General features: G+C 73.8%; 15 protein-coding genes. 7 read left to right on the top strand and 8 right to left on the bottom strand.

What is annotated here, in order from left to right; genetic code table 11:
* Nucleotides 1-362: 362 nt before the first annotated feature.
* On the bottom strand, nt 363-1,007 hold the full coding sequence (locus ACO229_RS17145; protein ID WP_423462241.1) for a hypothetical protein: 645 nt from the start codon (nt 1,005-1,007) through the stop codon (nt 363-365).
* Nucleotides 1,008-1,095: 88 nt separating this feature from the next.
* Here ACO229_RS17145 and glp point away from each other — a divergent pair, with 88 nt between their 5' ends.
* Together glp and ACO229_RS17135 are read left to right on the top strand one after the other, a co-directional pair.
* Nucleotides 1,096-2,334 carry a gephyrin-like molybdotransferase Glp gene (gene glp / locus ACO229_RS17140; RefSeq protein WP_423462240.1) on the top strand — a complete coding sequence of 413 codons (1,239 nt, stop codon included), beginning with the start codon at nt 1,096-1,098 and terminating at the stop codon, nt 2,332-2,334.
* A 44-nt stretch (nt 2,335-2,378) separates the two neighbouring features.
* A complete protein-coding gene (locus ACO229_RS17135; protein WP_397414407.1) occupies nt 2,379-2,801 on the top strand; it encodes a molybdenum cofactor biosynthesis protein MoaE in 423 nt (140 codons plus the stop codon).
* Here the strand turns inward: ACO229_RS17135 and ACO229_RS17130 are convergent.
* From ACO229_RS17130 to moaA, 5 genes are all read right to left on the bottom strand, one after another.
* On the bottom strand, nt 2,767-4,191 hold the full coding sequence (locus tag ACO229_RS17130; RefSeq protein WP_423462239.1) for a glycosyltransferase family 4 protein: 1,425 nt from the start codon (nt 4,189-4,191) through the stop codon (nt 2,767-2,769). The two genes, ACO229_RS17135 and ACO229_RS17130, sit on opposite strands and share 35 nt — an antisense overlap.
* A gap of 132 nt (nt 4,192-4,323) precedes the next feature.
* On the bottom strand, nt 4,324-5,706 hold the full coding sequence (locus ACO229_RS17125) for an ABC transporter substrate-binding protein (protein ID WP_423462238.1): 1,383 nt from the start codon (nt 5,704-5,706) through the stop codon (nt 4,324-4,326).
* Nucleotides 5,707-5,777: 71 nt separating this feature from the next.
* Nucleotides 5,778-6,644 (bottom strand): carbohydrate ABC transporter permease, encoded by an 867-nt coding sequence (locus ACO229_RS17120; RefSeq protein ID WP_423462237.1) that lies wholly within the window; start codon nt 6,642-6,644, stop codon nt 5,778-5,780.
* Nucleotides 6,641-7,621: a carbohydrate ABC transporter permease gene (locus ACO229_RS17115; protein ID WP_423462236.1), complete on the bottom strand. Its 981-nt coding sequence runs from the start codon at nt 7,619-7,621 to the stop codon at nt 6,641-6,643. Before ACO229_RS17115 ends, ACO229_RS17120 begins: the two co-directional genes overlap by 4 nt.
* A gap of 140 nt (nt 7,622-7,761) precedes the next feature.
* On the bottom strand, nt 7,762-8,892 hold the full coding sequence (moaA, locus tag ACO229_RS17110; protein WP_423462235.1) for a GTP 3',8-cyclase MoaA: 1,131 nt from the start codon (nt 8,890-8,892) through the stop codon (nt 7,762-7,764).
* Between the two features lie 101 nt (nt 8,893-8,993).
* Between moaA and ACO229_RS17105 the strand changes: the two genes are divergently transcribed.
* On the top strand, nt 8,994-9,896 hold the full coding sequence (locus tag ACO229_RS17105; RefSeq protein WP_397414142.1) for a ketopantoate reductase family protein: 903 nt from the start codon (nt 8,994-8,996) through the stop codon (nt 9,894-9,896).
* A gap of 79 nt (nt 9,897-9,975) precedes the next feature.
* Here ACO229_RS17105 and ACO229_RS17100 read toward each other — a convergent pair whose 3' ends face one another.
* Nucleotides 9,976-10,359 carry a universal stress protein gene (locus tag ACO229_RS17100; RefSeq protein ID WP_397414139.1) on the bottom strand — a complete coding sequence of 128 codons (384 nt, stop codon included), beginning with the start codon at nt 10,357-10,359 and terminating at the stop codon, nt 9,976-9,978.
* 189 nt (nt 10,360-10,548) lie between these two features.
* On the opposite strand from ACO229_RS17100, the gene ACO229_RS17095 reads away from it, so the two are divergent.
* From ACO229_RS17095 to ACO229_RS17080, 4 genes are all read left to right on the top strand, one after another.
* Complete coding sequence (locus ACO229_RS17095) at nt 10,549-11,673, top strand: SPFH domain-containing protein (protein WP_423462234.1); 1,125 nt, start codon at nt 10,549-10,551, stop codon at nt 11,671-11,673.
* Nucleotides 11,674-11,675: 2 nt separating this feature from the next.
* On the top strand, nt 11,676-12,863 hold the full coding sequence (locus ACO229_RS17090; protein WP_423462233.1) for a hypothetical protein: 1,188 nt from the start codon (nt 11,676-11,678) through the stop codon (nt 12,861-12,863).
* 74 nt (nt 12,864-12,937) lie between these two features.
* On the top strand, nt 12,938-13,345 hold the full coding sequence (locus ACO229_RS17085; RefSeq protein WP_423465318.1) for a zf-TFIIB domain-containing protein: 408 nt from the start codon (nt 12,938-12,940) through the stop codon (nt 13,343-13,345).
* Nucleotides 13,346-13,405: 60 nt separating this feature from the next.
* On the top strand, nt 13,406-14,176 hold the full coding sequence (locus ACO229_RS17080; RefSeq protein ID WP_423462232.1) for a response regulator: 771 nt from the start codon (nt 13,406-13,408) through the stop codon (nt 14,174-14,176).
* Here the strand turns inward: ACO229_RS17080 and ACO229_RS17075 are convergent.
* Nucleotides 14,173-15,096 (bottom strand): DMT family transporter, encoded by a 924-nt coding sequence (locus ACO229_RS17075; protein ID WP_423462231.1) that lies wholly within the window; start codon nt 15,094-15,096, stop codon nt 14,173-14,175. The genes ACO229_RS17080 and ACO229_RS17075 overlap by 4 nt on opposite strands.
* Between the last annotated feature and the right edge of the window lie 12 nt (nt 15,097-15,108).

Here is a 15,108-nt window from a genome sequence, read left to right as displayed (position 1 = left end):
ATGCATCTGCGCCGGCTGCGTGTTCGGTCCCTTGCCGCGAGATCGGCCCGGCGGTGGGCCGATCTCGCGGCAAGGGACCGAACATCGCGGTCCGAGCCGGGCAGGTGACCGAAGACGCCCCCTCGGTCGGCCGCACACCAGGCGGTGGTCGCACATCGGCCTGGTCACACATCAGCCCGGTCACACATCAGGCACGCCGCGGGCCACTTATCAGGCCGGTCACGTCAGCGGGGTCCACGTCAGCGGGGTCCACGTCAGCGGGGTCCACGTCCGCCGGGCTCACATCAGCTGGACCGGGCTGACCCACACCAGCCACTCCCACCCCCGCCACCCCGGCGCACCCGCCCCACCAGCCCCAGCCCCTACGGCTGCACCAGGATCCCCGAGGCATCCAGCGCCCCGCGCACGTCGGCGTCGAGCCAGGGCTCGATGCCCTCCCACGTGGTGCGCCAGGAGATCCCCGTGACCTGGCTGCCGTCGGGGAACCGCTCGATGTAGTCCGCCTGGAGCACTCCGAACGCGTCGCACCAGAACGCGTTGGCGGGCACGCCGTCCAGGAGCTGGTCGATGCGCATCGCCGACGTCGAGACGCCGTCCGGCAGCACCAGCGGTTGCGTGTCGGTGCGGACCAGCAGCGCGTGCTGCGCGCGCGTGGGGTCCGCGTCGTCGAGCTGCGTGTACTCGACCCACGCGCCCACCGACGCGAGCTCCAGCACCAGCAGGTACCGGGCGAAGGACGGCACGCCGTCCCCGACGCCGGGCGGCAGCTCCGAGCGCTCGAACGCGACGTCCACGCCCCCGGGTTCGCGCTGCAGCGAGTAGCGCACCCAGTGGCGGATGTCCCCGTCGTACTCCACGCGCTGCCGGGCTCGCAGCACCACGTCGGGCGTGGGCCGCATGGCGAGCACGGAGTCCAGCACCCGCAGCCCGTCGTGGGTCTGCGCGTCGCGGCGCACCAGTGCGCCGTCGGGGGTGGTCCCGTTGTTGCTCAGCGCGTGGATGTGCATGGTCGATTCTTGCGTCACGTCCGGCTCCCGCGCCAGAGCGGGACGTGCCGGTGCGGAGGCTCGCGTGGTGCCGGGATAGGTTGCGGACATGGGTGATCGCGTGGACGTGGAACAGCATCGGGCCGACGTCGCGGAGCTTCTCGCGCCGCTCGCCGAACGTCCCGTCGAGGAGGTGCGGGTCGGTACCGACATGCTGGGGCGTGTCCTGGCGCAGGACGTCACGGCACCCGGCGCGCTGCCCCGCTTCCGCAACTCGCAGATGGACGGGTTCGCGGTGCGCGCCGCGGACGTCGCCCCGGCCGCCCCGGGCACGCCCGTCACCCTGCCCGTGGTGGGCGACGTCGCCGCCGCGCCGGGTGCACCGGAACCGCTGGAACCCGGCACCGCGGTGCGCATCATGACGGGCGCCCCCGTGCCCGACGGTGCCGACGCCGTGGTCCCGGTGGAGGACACCGACCACCACACCTTCAACGGGGCGGCCGGCACCCCCGCGGCGACCGTCGCGGTGACCCGGTCGCGTGCCGTCGGCGAGTTCGTGCGGGAGCCCGGGTCCGACGTCGCGGCCGGCGCCGTCGTGCTGCGCGCGGGCACGGTGCTGGCGCCGCACCACGTGGCCGCGGCGGCCGCGTGCGGCATCACCCGGCTGCCCGTCCTGGTGCCCGTGTCGGTCGCGGTCGTGTCCACGGGGAGCGAGCTGGTCCCGCCGGACGCCGAACCCGGTCCGGGCCAGATCTGGGACGCCAACGGGCCCGCGCTGGAGGCCGCCGTGCGCGCCGCCGGGGCCCGGGTGGGTCTGCGCGTGAGCGTCCCGGACGAGCCGGAGATCGTGCGCGTCGCGCTGGAGCGCGCGGCGGCGTCGTGCGACCTCGTGCTGACGACCGGGGGCGTGAGCCAGGGGGCCTACGAGGTGGTCAAGGACGCCCTGCCCGAGGTGACGTTCCGTTCCGTGGCCATGCAGCCCGGGGGACCGCAGGGCCTCGGCCGGGTCGGCGGCCGTCCGGTGCTCGCCTTCCCCGGCAACCCGGTGAGCGCCCAGGTCTCGTTCGTGGTCTTCCTGCGCGACCTCCTGCGCCGGGCCGGGGGCCTGCCGCCCGTGGACCGGGCGCCCGCGGTGCTCGACGGCGCCGTCGGCTCTTCGGCCGGTCGTCGTCAGCTCCTGCGCGGGCGGTGGGTGCACGAGGCGGGCGCGGCTCCGCGGGTCGCCGTCGTCGGCGGGCCGGGTTCGCACCTGGTGGCCTCGATGGCGGCGGCGGACGTGCTGATCGACGTGCCTGCGGCCGCGACTACGCTCGACCCGGGTGCGGAGGTGACCACGTGGCCGCTGTGACGCCGCACGCCGGCCCCGCCGAGGGCCCGGAGGACGAAGGAGCGCTGGTGGACGAGGTAGTGCGCGTGACCGAGGACGTGCTGGACGAGACCGTCGGGCGGGCCGTCGAGGCCGCCGTGGCGGCGCCCGAGTGCGGGGCCGTGGTCACGTTCCGTGGTGTGGTCCGGGACGAGGACGGCGGCCGGGACGTCACCAGCCTCGACTACGAGGCGCACCCCGACGCGAGCGCCGTGCTGCGCCAGGTGTGCGCCGCGGTGTCCGCCGAGACGGGTCTGCGCGTCGCCGCGGCGCACCGGTACGGGCACCTGGAGATCGGCGACGTCGCGCTCGTGGCGGCGGCGTCCGCCGGTCACCGCAAGGAGGCGTTCGAGGCGTGCTCGCTGCTGGTCGAGCGGATCAAGGCCGAGGTGCCGATCTGGAAGAAGCAGCAGTTCACCGACGGCGAGTCCGAGTGGGTCGGTCTCTAGCGATCCCGCGGACCCGGGTCACGGCGCGGCGGACCGTGCCGGGCACGTCGTCGGGCAGCAGCTCCGGGAGCCGCGCCGGGTGCATGCGCTGACCGAGGTCGCGGGCCGAGCGGAACGTCAGGCTGGGCTTGCGCACCGGCCGCGTCAGGCCGGGCAGGTGGAAGGCCGGCAGGCTCGGCAGGTGCAGGTTCGGCCGGGTCAGGCCGGACCGGGTCAGGCCGGGCAGGGTGATGCTGGGCAGCGTGATGGTGGGCATGGTCAGGCTCGGCATGCTCAGGGACGGCAGGCAGCCGCCCGGCAGCCGCTGGATCCCGCGGACCCAGATGCGCTCCCGCACCGGCGGGGGCGGCACGTCGAGCCGGTCGTGGAACGCCTCGGCGCAGGCCCGCCACGAGTAGAGCTCGGCGTACCGCCGGGCCTGTGCGCGTGAGCACTCCAGCGCGGCGAGGCACGCGGCCCGCAGGTCCTCGTCGACGGCGCCCGCACCCGAACCAGGGACGAGGTCGCGGGGCCCGGGCGCATCGAAGCCGGCCACCGGCGTGCCGGACGCCATCGCCTCCAGGATGACGAGCCCGAACGTGTCGGTGCGGCTCGGGAACACGAGCACGTCGGCGTCGGCGAAGTGCCGGGCGAGGTCGTCGCCCGACCGGCGGCCCCGGAAGTGTGCCTTCGGGTAGGCGGCCTGAAGGGCGGCGCGGGCGGGTCCGTCGCCCACCACCACCTTTGGCCCCGGCAGGTCCAGGTCGAGGAACGCCTCGACGTTCTTCTCCACGGCGAGCCGTCCCACGTAGAGGAAGACGGGTCCGGTCAGGTCCCGGTAGACGCCGGACTCCCGGTCGGCCGCCCGGTGCCGGGGGTGGAACTGCTCGGTGTCCACGCCGAGGCTCCAGGGCGTGACGTTGGGGATGCGCCACCGGGTGAGCTGTTCGCGCATGGTCGCCGTGGTGACCAGCACGGCGCCGGACTTGTCGTGGAACCTGCGCACGTAGCGGTAGCCGGCCCACAGCGGGATCCACGACCAGCGTGCGGTCACGTACTCGGGGAACCGGGTGTGGTAGCTGGTGGTGAACGGGAAGCCGAAGTGGTCGCACACGGCGCGGGCGTACCAGCCGAGCGGACCCTCGGTGGCGATGTGCACGGCGTCGGGCGCGAACTCCAGGAAGCGGCGTTCCACGTCGTCGCGCGCCATGATCGGCACGCGGATCTCGGAGTAGGTGATCAGCGGGAGGGTCCGGTAACCGTCCCAGGGCGTGACCACCTCGACGGCGCAGCCCATCCGGCGCAGCTCGGTGACCGTGCGGGCCAGGGCCGTGGCGACGCCGTTCACCTGCGGCTCCCAGGCGTCGGTCACGATCATGATGCGTCGCGGCCGTGCGGTCGCTGTAGTCACGGGCGAGATTCAACCATGTTCTCGGGGGTGTGCCGCTCACGACGGCGCGGCTCGTGGTCCGTGCCACGAGCCGCGCGCGAAGTGCCGGCCCTGTCAGTCAGGGGTGTCAGTCCGGGGTGTCGGTCCGGGGCGTCAGTCCTGGGCGTCGAGGTAGGGCTCGACGTTCTCGGTGTACGCCGTCTCGATGCGCGGCGTGATCTCCTCGAACGCGGAGGCGGGGTCGGCGCCCTCGATGACGATCTGCTCCAGCGCCTCGTTGAGCAGCGCGTCGGCGCCGGGCACGAAGACGCGCACGTCGTCCTGCACGCGGGCCTTGTCGGCGAGCTGGTCCACGGCGGTGCGGAACTGCGGCGTCGCCTCGTAGGTCGCCTTCATGGTGTCGCTCTCCACCGCGGACGTGCGCACGGGCATGTAGCCGGTGCTCTGCGAGAAGGTGGCGGTGTTCTCGGTGCTCGTGAGGAACTCCAGGAACATCGCGGCCGCGAGCTGCTCCTCCGGCGTCTTGGACGACGGGATGGCCAGGCCGGTACCGCCGGTCGGGGTGCCGCCGCCCTGCGGTCCGTCGGGCAGGTAGGCCGTGCCGACCTCGAACTTCGCGGCGTCGAGCGCGCCCTTCAGTGAGCCGGTCGAGCCGATCGTGGAGGCGATGAGGCCGGACGAGAAGTCGGCCATGGCGTCGTCGGCTGACAGGGTGGCCACGCCGGACTCGTGGAAGAGGTCGTGCACGAACTGGCCGCCCGCGACCGCCTCGGGCGTGTCGAGGGTGAGCTCGAAGCCGTCCGAGTAGGCGCCGCCCTGGCCCCAGATCATGTTCTCGAACCACCAGGCGCCCCACGACGGGCCGGTCGACAGGCCGAACGTCGAGCCCTTCGCGGGCACCTCCTTCTTCAGGGCGGCGTTCCACTCCTCGAGCTCGGCCCAGGTCTCCGGGCCGCGGTCGGGCAGGCCGGCGGCCTCCCACAGGTCCTTGTTGTAGTAGAACAGCGGCGTCGAGCGCGCGTACGGCACGGCCCAGTGCTGGTCGTCGTACTCGTAGTCGGAGTACAGGGCGGGCTGGAAGTCGGCGGCGTCGGCGTCCAGGAACTCCAGGACGTCGTCGACCGGCATGATCTGGTCGTTCAGGTGGTAGCGGAACCACCACACGTCCGAGGCGATGACCAGGTCGGGCAGCTCGTCCGTCTGTGACGCGGCCTGGAAGCGCTGGGCGACCTCGTCGTAGTCGGCGCCCGCGGTCACCAGCTTCACGTGGATGCCGGTCTCGTCCTCGAACTCGTCGATGAACTGCTGCTCGACCTCCTGCGACTCGCCCGGGTGGTTGCTCCACCAGGTGATCTCCTGGGCCGGCTCGACCTGCGACCAGTCGACGGCCTCGGCGGAGGCGTCGGACGATCCGCCGGTCGCGCCGAGGCTCGGGCCGGCGCACCCGGCTGCGGTCAGGGCGGTCAGCGCGGCGAGCGCGGTGACGACGGCAGTACGCGGACGCCGGACGGCGGCGCGGACGGGACGGTGGGACACGGTGTGCTCCTTGGTGTTCGCGCGCCCCGGACCGGGGCGCGTTCGGGAGTGAGACAGGACGGGGGCGCGGGTCAGCCGGTGACGGCGCCCGCGGTGAGGCCGGCGACGAGCCGGCGCTGCAGCACCAGGAAGACGAGCAGGACGGGGAGCGTCGCCAGGACGGTCGCCGCGAGCAGCACGCCCCAGTTGGTCATGCCGTCGCTGTTCTGCAGCAGCGTGAGCCCGACGGGCAGCGTCATCGTCGAGGGGTTGTCGACCACGAGGAACGGCCACAGGTAGTCGTTCCACTCGGTCACCACGGACACCAGCGCCACCGCGGCGAGCGTGGGGGTGCTCATGGGCACCACGAACCGCCACAGCCTGCGCCAGTGGCCGGCGCCGTCGAGCTCCGCCGCCTCCAGGACGGACCGGGGCAGCGTGAGGAAGTGCTGGCGGAACAGGAACGTGCCGAACGCGCTGGCCAGGCCGGGCACGAGGATGCCCTGGTAGGTGTTCAGCCAGCCCAGGCTCGCCACGAGGGTGTAGTTGGGGATGATCGTGATCTGCGGCGGGATCATCAGGGTCACGATCACCAGCCCGAACGCGACGCGCTTGAACGGGAAGTCCAGGAAGACCAGCGCGTACGCGCAGCACAGGCCGAGCGCCACCTTGAGACCCGCGCCGGCGACCGTCAGGCCGATGCTGTTGAGCAGCAGCCGCCCGAGCGGCACGGTCTCCGCGGCCTGCACGTAGCTGTCGAGGTCCGGCCGGGCGGGAAGCCACTGGAGCGGCACCTGGTACAGCTCGTCGGGGGCCTTGAGGCTCGCGAGCGCCAGCCACAGCAGCGGCGCCCCGAGCACCACGGTCGCCAGGACCATCGTGACGTAGCCGCCCACCGGGGGAGCGGGGCGTCGTCGGGCCACCGGGGCGGCGGGGCCCAGGTGCGGCACGGCGGTCATGCGTAGTGCACCTTCCGCTGGACGAACTGCAGCTGCACGGCCGTGACCGCCAGCAGCACGAGGAACAGGATCGTGGCGACGGCGGAGGCGTAGCCCGCGCGGCCGTTGACGAAGCTCTCCACGTAGATCGAGTACATGAGCGTGGTGGTGGAGCCGAGCGGGCCGCCCTGGGTCATCGCCTTGATGATGTCGAAGGACTGGAGCGAGCTGAGCAGCATCGTCACGAGCAGGAAGAACGTGGTGGGGGTGAGCAGCGGCAGCACCACGGAGCGCAGCGTGCGGGCGGCGGACGCGCCGTCGAGCGCCGCGGCGTCCTTGAGGTCCTGCGGCACCGCCTGCAGGCCGGCGAGGTAGATGAGGGCGACGTACCCGAGGTTCTTCCACAGGTAGACGACGATCACCATGACCAGGGGCCACGGCCGGCCGGTGTACCACTGGGGCGAGGCGACGCCGAACCAGCCGAGCAGCTCCTGCACGAGCCCGTAGCGGGGGTCGAACATGAACAGCCAGAGGATGCCGACGGCGAACCCGCTCAGCACGTAGGGCGCGAAGGCGACCGTGCGGGCGAGGCCGCGGCCCCGGAGCCGCCGGTCCAGGAGCAGGGCCAGGCCGAGGCCCAGGACCAGGGCGCCGCCGACGGTCGCGACCGTGAAGACCACGGTGGTGGTGACGATCCGGCCGGTGGTGGGCGCGGTGAACCACTCGACGTAGTTGCCGAGGCCCACGAACCGCGCGGTGGGTGAGCCGAGGTTCCACTGGAGGGTCGAGAGGTAGAGGCTCTCGACCAGCGGCCGGTACACGAAGACGAGCAGGAGGGCGAGGTTCGGGCCGGCGAGCAGCACGGCCCACAGGAGGGCGGTGCGCCGGCGCCGTGCGCCGAGGCGGCCGGGGCGCAGGCTCCGTGGCCCGGCCGCGGAGCCGCGGGTCGGCCGGGTGCCCGGTTCCTCCGGCGCCCGGGGCGTCGCGATGGTGGTCACGGCGGCGAGCCTAGGAAGCCCGCCGGGCGTTATGTTCTGTTTTGTCCCTGGCGGGGGCGAGGCTTCGGGCAACGTACATCCGGCGGTCCCCGAGGGGTCACCTGGGACCGCCGCCCGTCACCTGCGGGACATGTCCGGCGTCAGCCGCCGATGGCTCCCATGCTGCGGCGGGTGTCCGCGAAGGCGTCCGCGGCCAGCTCGACCGCGTCGCTGCCGTGCGCGCGCGGCTTGGCCCACATCGCGGCACGCCAGGCGTCGCCGACCTCCTCGTCGCTCGCGCCCGCCCGGAGCAGCGCCTTGAGGTCGGTCTCCTCGTTGCCGAACAGGCAGGACCGGACCGTGCCCTCGGCGGTCAGCCGGGTGCGGTCGCACGCCCCGCAGAACGACCGGGTCACCGACGCGATGACGCCCACGGTCGCCGGGCCGTCGTCGACCAGCCACTCCTCGGCCGGGGCCGACGGGTCCTCGCGACCCGCCGGGGTCAGCGTGAAGCGCTGCCCCAGCACCTCCAGCAGGTCGGCGGCGCTCACCACGTCGTCGCGCGTCCAGCGCCCGTCGGCGTCCAGCGGCATCTCCTCGATGAACCGCAGCGCGCAGCCGTGCTCCACCGCCCAGGCGAGCAGGTCGGCCGCGCCCGCCAGCGTCTCCGGCAGCAGCACGGCATTGATCTTGACCGGCGCCAGGCCCGCGGCGAGGGCAGCGCGGATGCCCGTGAGCACGTCGTCCAGGCGGTCGCGCCGGGTCAGCGTGGCGAACGCCTGCCGGTCCACGGTGTCGAGGGAGACGTTGACCCGGTCGAGCCCGGCCGCGACCAGGGCGTCGACCCGCTTGTCCAGGCCGAGGGCGTTGGAGGTCATGGCGATGCGGACCCGCTCGGGCGACGTGCCGCCGGTCGCGAGCGCGGCCATGCCCTCGTCCGCCGCCTCGCGTGCGGCGCCGATGATCTGCTCCAGGTCGCGCCGCATCAGCGGCTCGCCGCCCGTGAACCGGATGTCGCGGATACCGAGGTCACGTACCCCGATGCCGACCAGGCGGCCAATCTCGCCGGGCGTCATGAGCTCGTCGCGCGGCACGAGCGGGAGCCCTTCGGCCGGCATGCAGTAGGTGCAGCGCAGGGAGCACGCGGTGGTGATCGAGACGCGTAGGTCGCGCGCCACGCGCCCGTACCGGTCGACCAGCAGCGGGGTGTCGGGTCGCGGCCGGCCGGCCGGCGTGGCGGCTCGCCGGGGCACGCCCCGTACCGACGGGATCCCGAGCGTGACTGCTGTCATGTGCCGAGACTAGTCCAGAGCCCCGGCCGCCTGGCCAGACCGTCATGAGTTCGTCAGGTGACGAGCGCCGCCCGTCGCTCGCCCCCACCTACGATGTGGCCATGACTGACACCCTGATCGCCGTCGTCGGCCCCGGTGCGATCGGCGGCCTGGTGGCCGCGATGCTCCAGCGCGCGGGGCACGACGTCGTCGTGGTCGCCCGGGAGCGGACCGCCCGGCAGGTCACCGAGCACGGCATGGACGTGGTCACGGACGAGTTCGGCTCCTGGCACGCGCCGCTCGCCGCGGTCACCGAGGTGCCGCACGGCGCCCGGGTGGTCGTGGCGGTCAAGGCCGAGGGCGTCGCCGACGCCGCCCGCCTGCTCGCCGGCACCGCGCCCACCGAGGTGCTGTCCCTGCTCAACGGCCTGGACCACCTGGTCGCGCTCCGCGAGGCGCTGCCGGGCGTGCGCGTGGTCGGGGCCACCATCGCGGGCGAGACGCTGCGCACCGGTGCGGGCGGCTTCGGTCCGGCGCTGGTGCGGCACCGCGGCACGCTCCTGCGCACGGTGGTGCCGGACGACGCCGCCGCGCTCGGCGTCGTGACCGCGCTGCGCGACACCCCGATCGAGGTGGTGACCGGTGGCACCGAGGCCGAGGTGCTGTGGAAGAAGCTCCGCTTCCTGGCGCCCCTCGCGCTGCTGACCTCCACGTGGGCGACGGGCATCGGGGAGGCGCTGACCCGCGACCCCGGGCTGACCGCGGGACTGCTCGCCGAGATCGCCGCGACCGCCACCGCCGAAGGGGTGCCCACCACGGGGGAGGACCTGCGCGGCATCCTGGACGGCTTCCCGCCCCCGATGCGCTCCTCGCTCCAGGCGGACGTCGAGGCGGGCCGGGAGGGCGAGCTCGACGCGATCGGCGGTGCGGTGGGCCGCCGGGCGGCTGCGCACGGCATCGCGACGCCGGTGCTCGACGACGTCGTCGGCCGGATCACCGCACGGGCGGCGCAGCCTCAGGCGTAGCCGGACGACGCCTGAGCCTGCGGTTCGCTCCGGGCGGTACGCCTCGTTCCTCGGCGCTCCGCCCACGCTCACCTCCGGGTCAGGCGTAGCTGGCCTTGACCACCAGCACGGGCGCGGGGGAGTCGAGCAGCACCTGCTGCGTGGTCGAGCCCACCAGGAACGTGCCCACGGTGGAGTGCTTGCGCGAGCCGATGACCACGAGGTCCGCGGAGACGGCCTCCGCCTGGTCCACGATCGCGTCGGCCACCTCGGTCTGCTCGGGACGGAACGCGATCGGACCGAGGGTGACGGTGCTGGGCACCGCGTCGAGCAGGTGGGCCAGCGCGGCCGGGACCTGCGTGCCGGCCTGCGGCGTGAGGACGAGCACGGCCAGCTCCTGCCGGCGGCGTGCCGCCTCGCTGACGGCCGCGCGCACGGCGGCCTCACCCTGGGGTGACTCGTTGTACGCCACGAGGACGGTCATCGGCCCTTGCACCTCCGGACAGGTTCGCCGGGTTGTCACCCTGCGGTGAAACTCTCTCACACGTCCGGGGTCGCGGCAGCGGCCGGATGCCAGGTCACGGTCCCGTCACCTTTCGTACCGCCCCGTACCCGGCGCTTGTATCGTCCAGGTGTCCGCGGCGCGCGGACGGACGAGGCGAGGGAGTGCGGCATGGGCCTGCTGGACAAGATCAAGGGCGAGCTCGTCGACATCGTCGAGTGGCTCGACGACACGCGGGACACGATCGTGTGGCGGTTCCCCCGCTACGAGAACGAGATCAAGATGGGCGCGCGGCTCGTGGTCCGCGAGTCCCAGACCGCGGTGTTCGTGAACGAGGGCGTGATCGCCGACGTGTTCGAGCCCGGCACCTACACCCTGGAGACCCGGAACCTCCCGGTGCTGTCCACCCTGAAGGGCTGGAAGCACGGCTTCCACTCGCCGTTCAAGGCCGAGGTGTACTTCGTCAGCACCCGCCAGTTCACCGACCTCAAGTGGGGCACCAAGAACCCCGTCATGATGCGGGACCCGGAGCTCGGCATGGTGCGTGTGCGGGCCTTCGGCGCGTTCGCCGTCCGCGTCTCCGACCCGAAGCTCCTGCTGCGTGAGCTGGTGGGCACCGACCCGCAGTTCCGCACCGACGAGGTGCACGAATACCTGCGCCAGAACGTGGTGAGCCACTTCGCGAGCGTGCTCTCGTCGTCCGGCATCCCCGTCATCGAGGTCGCCGCGCACCATGGCGACCTCGGTGACCAGCTCGCCGCCCGGCTCACCGAGGAGCTGTCGACCGACCTCGGCATCGCCGTGCCGAAGTTCGTCGTCGAGAACGTCTCGCTGCCGCCCGAGGTCGAGGAGGCGCTCGACAAGCGCACCTCGATGGGCATCGTCTCGTCCGGCACCGTGGGCAGCATGGCCGCCTTCCAGCAGTTCCAGGCCGGCCAGGCGATGGAGGCCGCGGCCGACGGCGGTGGTGGCGCGGGCGCCGTCATCGGCATGGGGCTGGGCCAGGCGGTCGGCAACGCGATCGTGCCTCCTGCCCAGCCCGCCGCGCCGTCCGCCCCGGCCGCCGCCGCACCCGCCGGCCCGCCGCCCCTGCCGGGCGGCTGGTTCCTGGGCAACGGCGGCACCCAGACCGGCCCGTTCGACGACGCCGCCCTCGCCGCGCAGGCCGCCGCGGGCACCCTCACGGCGAGCACGCTGATCTGGCGTGCGGGCATGGCGGGCTGGGAGCCGGCGTCGTCCGTGCCCGACGTGGCCAGGCACCTCGGCGCGACGCCGCCCCCGCTGCCGCAGGCCTGACGATGGTCGAGCTGACCGAGGGCGGCCCCGTCGCCCACCGCGCCTACCCGTGCGAGCAGTGCGGGGCCACCGTCGAGTTCTCCGCCGGTACGGGCACGCTCACCTGCCCGTACTGCGGCCACACGCAGCAGGTCGCCGCCGTCGTCCGCGAGGTGCGCGAGCACGACTTCGCGGCGCTCGCGGCGCGGACGCGCCCCGTGGCGCCCGCCACGCAGGACTACCGGTGCGGCACCTGCGGTGCGGTCACCACCAGCGACCACCTGTCGCAGAAGTGCGGGTTCTGCGGGTCGCCCATGGTCGCGGAGGTCGAGGGCCTCGGCCTGGTCGAGCCGGAGGCCGTGCTGCCGTTCGAGGTGGACCGGGACGCCATGCAGGGCGCCTTGCGGACGTGGGTGCGCTCGCGGTGGTTCGCGCCGTCGGCCCTGAAGAAGGTGGTCTCCGCCGAGCAGGCGCACGGCGTCTACCTGCCGCACTGGACGTTCGACGCGCGGACCCGCTCCGACTACACGGGCCAGCGGGGCGAGCACTACTGGGTCACCGAGACCTACACGACCACCGACTCCGAGGGCCGCAGCCAGACGCAGACCCGGCAGGTGCAGAAGACCCGCTGGTACCCGGCCGCGGGCACCGTGGCGCGCGACTTCGACGACGTGCTGGTCGCCGGGACCGGCCGGGTCATGCCCGAGCACCTGGCGAGGCTCAGCCCGTGGCCGCTGGGCCAGGCCCGGCCCTACCAGCCCGACTACCTCGCCGGCTACGAGACGCTGCGGTACGACGTCGAGCCCGAGGCCGAGCTGGAGGTCGCCAAGGGCGAGATGGCGCCCGTCATCGAGAACGACTGCGAGCGCGACATCGGCGGCGACGTGCAGCGCGTGCACCAGGTGCACACCAGCTACTCGGCGGTGACGTACAAGCTCCTGCTGCTGCCGGTGTGGATCGCGACCTACCTGTACGCGGGCAAGCCCTTCCAGGTGCTGGTCAACGCGCGCACGGCGGAGGTCGTGGGCCAGCGTCCCTGGTCGGCCTGGAAGATCACCCTCACGGTCCTGGCGGCGCTCCTCCTGGTGGGCGCGGTCGTGTGGGCCGTCGTGGCCGCGCAGGACGGCGGCGCCGCCATCTCGGCAGCGGCGTCCCTCGGCGGTCCGGGCGTCCGTGAGAGCCTGGGAGCCTGGACCGGCCCGGGCAGGTAGGCAGCGGACGAGGAACCGCCCGGCGGCCCTGTCCGTTGGTTGACGCAGACGACGACCGCGAGGAGACCTTCAGCATGCTGTGCCCCATCGACCAGACCACGCTCGTCATGTCCGAGCGCAAGGGGATCGAGATCGACTACTGCCCCACGTGTCGTGGCGTGTGGCTCGACCGCGGTGAGCTCGACAAGGTCATCGACCGCTCGGTGGAGACCGAGATCGCGGCCGAGAACCGGCCGTCGGCCCCCGCGGCTCCGCCCGCGCCCAACCCCGTCCAGGTGGGCCCGTCGTACGGTTCGCCGCAGCCCGCCTACGACCCGCGGTACGACGACCGGCGCCGCGACGACGACCGTCGTTACGACCGGGACGGCCGCTACGACCGCGACCGCCGGTACGACGACGACCGTCGTTACGACTCGTACGGGGACCGTCGCTACAAGAAGAAGCGCAAGGAGTCCTTCTTGGAGGACCTCTTCGACTTCTGACGTGCCCTGGCGCCCGGACGCCGGACGCGTGGCGCTGCGCCACGTGGTGAGATGGGTGCTGTGAACAGCGAGCCGGGTGACGAGGGCACGCGCCCGCCGTCCGGCAACCGGGTGCTCGTCGTGGACGACGACGTGGCGCTGGTGCGCGCCCTGGCCATCAACCTGCGGGCGCACGGCTGGGACGTGACCACCGCGCCGACGGGCGCGGCGGCGCTGGACGCGGTGGCCTCGGCCCGGCCGGAGGTCGTGCTGCTGGACCTCGGCCTGCCGGACATGCCGGGCCTCGAGGTGATCGCGGGCATCCGTGGCTGGACCCGGGTGCCGATCGTGGTGCTGTCGGCCCGGCAGCTCGGTGACGACAAGGTCGACGCCCTGGACGCGGGTGCCGACGACTACGTGACCAAGCCGTTCGTCATGAACGAGCTGCTGGCGCGGTTGCGGGCGGCGGTGCGCCGGGCGGCCCCGGCGCAGGCGGAGGAGCCGGTGGTCGTGGCGGGTGAGCTGCGGATCGACCTGGCGCGGCGGCAGGTGTTCCGGGCCGGGGCGGAGGTACGCCTGAGCCCTACCGAGTGGGCGCTCCTGGAGGTCCTCGTGCGCAACCGGGGCCGGCTCGTGGACCGCAAGCTGCTGCTGCACGAGGTCTGGGGTCCCGCCTACTCGACCGAGACCAACTACCTGCGGGTCTACACGGCGCAGCTGAGGCGCAAGCTGGAGCGCGACCCGTCGCACCCGCAGCACATCCTCACCCACCCGGGGGCGGGGTACCGGTTCGAGGTCGAGCCGGCGGGGCCGGCCGAGCCGGCGGGGCCGGGACCCGCGCCCGGGAGCTAGGGCGCCGTGGACGGCGCGCGCAACCCCAGCAGAACACCGGCGCCCACGACCGCGACGCCCAGCCACACCACCGGGCCCGGCACGGGCGCACCGAGCAGGACGCCGCCCACGGCGGACGCCACCGGGACCACGCCGGTGAACAGCCCGGCCCGTCCGGGACCGATCCGGCCGACGGCCGTGTACCAGAGCAGGAACGCCACCACCGTGACGCCCAGCGCGAGGTGGAGCACGGCGGAGACCTGCCCGGACCGCAGCGTCAGGACCGCGCCGGGCCCCTCGGTCACGAGGCTGAGGCCCCACAGCGCGAGGGCGGCGAGCCAGACCGCGTGCAGCGACACCCCGTGCGGCCCGAGCCGGTGCAGCACCGGCACCGCGAGCAGGGTGAACCCGGCCTCGCAGAGCAGCGTGAGCAGGGCGTAGCCGAGGCCCGCCGGGTCGGTGCGCCCGCCCCCGGTGACCAGCGCGGCGCCCAGGGTGACCACGACCGCGCCGGCCACCACCACGGGGGCGGGCCGGGCCCCGCCGAGGAGCGGTCCCACGAGCGCGAGCAGCACCGGCACGGCGGCGACCGCCACACCGATCACCGCCGGCTCGGCGTGCGCGACGCCGCGCACCACGCCCACGTTGAACAGCACCAGCCCGCTCAGCGCGACCGCGGCGAGCCAGGCCCACTCCCGGCCGCGCGGCACGGGGACGGTGCGACCGGTGGCCCGCAGGAGCAGCACCAGGACCACGGCGGCGAGCGTGTACCGCAGGGCCTGCACGGCGAACAGCGGGGCGTCGGCGAGCACCCCCGACACGGCCACCTGGCTGCCGACGAGGGTCATGCCGAGCCCGGCGAACACGGGGCCGGACCAGGGCGCAGACGGGCGGGCGGCCGGGGCGTCGCCCGGCGCCGGCGGGTGGATGGAGGTCGTCATGACGGTGAGCGT

Source organism: Promicromonospora sp. MS192, assembly GCF_049532985.1.
Classification (GTDB): Bacteria; Actinomycetota; Actinomycetes; order Actinomycetales; family Cellulomonadaceae; genus Promicromonospora.
The sequence above is the reverse complement of the archived record's forward strand: the minus strand, read 5'-3'. Positions and strand labels throughout refer to the sequence as shown.